This window comes from Methylophaga sp. UBA5088, assembly GCF_002414625.1.
GTDB lineage: Bacteria > Pseudomonadota > Gammaproteobacteria > Nitrosococcales > Methylophagaceae > Methylophaga > Methylophaga marina.
Genome location: NZ_DIAC01000134.1, coordinates 29,306 through 32,419, shown reverse-complemented (window position 1 = coordinate 32,419; position 3,114 = coordinate 29,306). Strand labels below are relative to the sequence as shown.

The following is a 3,114-nucleotide window of genomic DNA, read 5'->3' as shown; positions in this document are numbered from 1 at the left end:
GCCTCAGAATCAGATAAAATCATTAACTGGGGTACAGCTAACACTGATGACCGAGGCTGGTATGTTGACTTAGTCAGTGCATCATCAGGTGAAAATAGTGGTGAAAGACAAGTTTCTGAAGGCATTATCCGAGATGAAAAAGTGATCTTTACGTCACTTGTTCCATCAGAAGATGCATGTGATTTTGGTGGTAGTAGTTGGTTAATGGAATTAGATTATTACACGGGACTACCTCTGAACTATCAGCCGCTGGATATCAATGGCGATGGTGTGATTGATGCAAATGATCTCTATGTAGATACTGATGGTGACGGTGAGCCAGATACCGAGGTGCCAGTTGTCGCAGGTAAAGGCTATGACAGTATCATTTCTCCACCTAAAATCAGCAGACGTGTTCCTGGTTCTGGCTCCACTGAAGTGAAATTTATGAGTGATGCCGAGACAGGTGAGCTTATTTTAGAAGAAGAGTCTTCAAGTGAGGATGCGATAGGAAGACGATCTTGGATTCAACTGACTGATTAAGGACATATGTATGTTTAAAAAAAATTATTTAACCATCCTCTCTGTGTTATTAATACCAATGTCAGTACTTGCACAGACTTTTAGTCAGAGTGGAACAGTAACGGACTCATCGCTATCCTCAGATAGATTAGTGATTTCTAATCAAGAGTATCTTATCGACCATAATACGGTTGTGCATGGTCTTGCGCCACAAGGGGAAAAAGGCCCCATTGTGAATGAAGACACAGCTATAGGCTTTAACACGAGTCGTGGTGCTGATGGCGAGCCCCCCTATATCACTGAAATATGGTTATTAAATGAATAACATAAAATATACAGAAAATGGATTTACACTCATCGAGTTGATGATTGTGGTTGTCATTCTAGGCATCCTTGCTGCCATTGCTTATCCGTCTTACCAAGAGCAAGTCAGACAAACTCGACGAGCTAATGCTCAGGCTGATTTAATGGAACTGGCAAGTTATATGGAAAGGTATTACACAGAAAACTTTACTTACGTAGGCACACTGGGTGCATTACCTTTTGCTCAGTCACCTAAGACTGGAACAGCCTATTACAATATCGTTGTAGCAGCGAATCCTACGGCGACAAGCTATCAATTAGTGGCAACAGCCCAAGGGAGCCAAGCAAATGATATCAACTGCACCCCCCTGACAATAACTCAGACAGGTGCCACTGGTCCAGCTGGTTGCTGGTAGAAACATATAAAATAACCCAGTAAAAAAGCCGACTAACGTCGGCTTTTTTACTTTTCTCATATACTGAATTAACTTTGATCTACTTGTATCTGACCACTAGTAATCAAAGAGTTGATAATATCTGCATTTGACATACCAGATGCATCACTACCAACCAGTTGATCAATACTGGTATTTTGCAAGGTGATTGTTTGTGTCATATCACCACCATCGCCTTCTGGGGTTAACGAAAGTACAACGTCGTTACCTTGTTCAGCGACTGAGATATAGTCGGTAATATCATTACTTTCTTCTCCCTGCAGAATATCAGAAAGATCCAATACATCCCCTTCACTGTCATTAAAATCAGTGACGATATCAGCAGCAGGGCTGGCAGCTGAGCCTTGATCACCTGAGTTCCAGATAAACAAGTCAGCTCCTTCACCACCAGTAAGGATATCATTGCCGCCACCGCCGACAAGGGTATCATCCCCTTCACCACCAAGTAGAATATGCTCACCATCACCGCCGACAAGAATATCGTCTCCTGAACCACCATCAAGGGTTTCCGTCACTATTGGTGAGTCATTGACTGTTGCTGTGCTTCCACCATTTACAGAGTCCGACTCATAAGACCCATCGAGACTGGTTCCATCACTGAAAGAGACCTTAAAAGGCACTTCTCGTGATCCAAAATCTTCACCTCTCGTCATCCCCCGGCCATCAGTATCAATACCGAAGGTGAGAGTCTCTCCATTCGTGAAAGTACCAGGTTCAAACGTGATGACTAGCTCATCAGTATCGCCACCTGTAACCATCTGAATGTCATCACTTGATATAGTTGAACCATCACCGAGGGTGAAGGTATAGCTATCGGTTCCTACCTGATCAAAAAAGGCATTATATTCGGCTAAGGAGATACGTACCTCCGTGACATATAATGCAGCAGCGGCTAATGCAGTCAAAGTGAAAGAAAACTGATTATCATTGCCCGTACCAGTTTGTCCTGGACTTACCCTGGCAATGACTTCTCTTTCACCTGAATTATATGTACCGCCTGTACCGCCTATCAGAACATCATTACCAGCGCCGCCATAGATAAAATCAACGTCGTTGCTACCAATTAGAATTTCATCTCGGAATGTGCCTTCCAACAGACTTCCATTCACCTGTGTAACAGAGACATTGGCAGAATCTTGTTGACTGCCTGCCTGATTCTGATAGCTGAAACTGCCGCCATTACTATTGGCATCATTGAAGGTCACACTATTACCATTGACTGAAGCACTATCGGAGTCCGATGGAGCACTAACTCCATTTAGGGAGTATGTTTCACCATCAGCACCACTATCATTAGCAAATAAAGCCCAATCAGGTATATCAACGGAGCTTTGATTAGTAATAACGACGTCATCACTGACGACTAACGTAGATAAATCCACATCGACATCGATAGTAAATGAGTTACTAGCACTATCACCATCGCCATCAGTGACCGCGTAGGTTATTTCTTCAGTGAAGGTACCACTTGCAGAATCCCCTACTGTATAGGTGTATTCACCATTATCCATATCAACCGTTAAAACACTTCCATTAGCGGTTGTAATCGTCCATACGTGTGTTGTCACATCAAAACTGGCGACAGCGCTACCGACAGAGGCTGTATTCGTGAATTGATTGTAAGTATAGTCAACACCATCGATCGTAATCTGACTAATCCAACCGCCATCGGCTCCTGCACTTGATGGGAGTCCGCCGTCGAGTAGATCGCCAGAGACACTATTGCCTGTGACAGTACTTGTTAAAGTGTCACTAAGCTGAGAAAAATCCGTCACTGTAATGACCGGGATTTCTGAACTATTGACACCGTCATAAGCTATCGGCGCTAATTCCTCAGATACAGCATCTGCCCCCA

The 3,114-nt window shown here is 43.5% G+C and carries 3 protein-coding genes and 1 pseudogene; 3 read left to right on the top strand and 1 reads right to left on the bottom strand.

Annotation, left to right across the window (positions count from 1 at the left end; translation table 11 throughout):
* The 3 genes and pseudogenes from B4K20_RS16635 to B4K20_RS16625 form a co-directional block, all read left to right on the top strand.
* A pseudogene (locus B4K20_RS16635) lies at positions 1-522 on the top strand (pilus assembly protein PilY); the annotation flags it as partial.
* 10 nt (positions 523-532) lie between these two features.
* Positions 533-826, top strand: a complete 294-nt coding sequence (locus B4K20_RS16630) for a hypothetical protein (RefSeq protein ID WP_289283776.1) — start codon at positions 533-535, stop codon at positions 824-826.
* Positions 819-1,220: a type IV pilin protein gene (locus B4K20_RS16625; protein ID WP_289283775.1), complete on the top strand. Its 402-nt coding sequence runs from the start codon at positions 819-821 to the stop codon at positions 1,218-1,220. The genes B4K20_RS16630 and B4K20_RS16625 overlap by 8 nt, the downstream gene beginning before the upstream one ends.
* A gap of 68 nt (positions 1,221-1,288) precedes the next feature.
* Here the strand turns inward: B4K20_RS16625 and B4K20_RS16620 are convergent.
* Positions 1,289-3,114: calcium-binding protein (locus B4K20_RS16620; protein WP_289283774.1), on the bottom strand; the 1,826-nt coding region annotated here is incomplete at its 5' end.

What these genes read in the sequence shown, in the direction of transcription:
- B4K20_RS16630 (WP_289283776.1), top strand. Translation starts at nt 533, where the DNA reads ATGTTTAAAAAAAATTATTTAACCATCCTCTCTGTGTTATTAATACCA.
- B4K20_RS16625 (WP_289283775.1), top strand. Translation starts at nt 819, where the DNA reads ATGAATAACATAAAATATACAGAAAATGGATTTACACTCATCGAGTTG.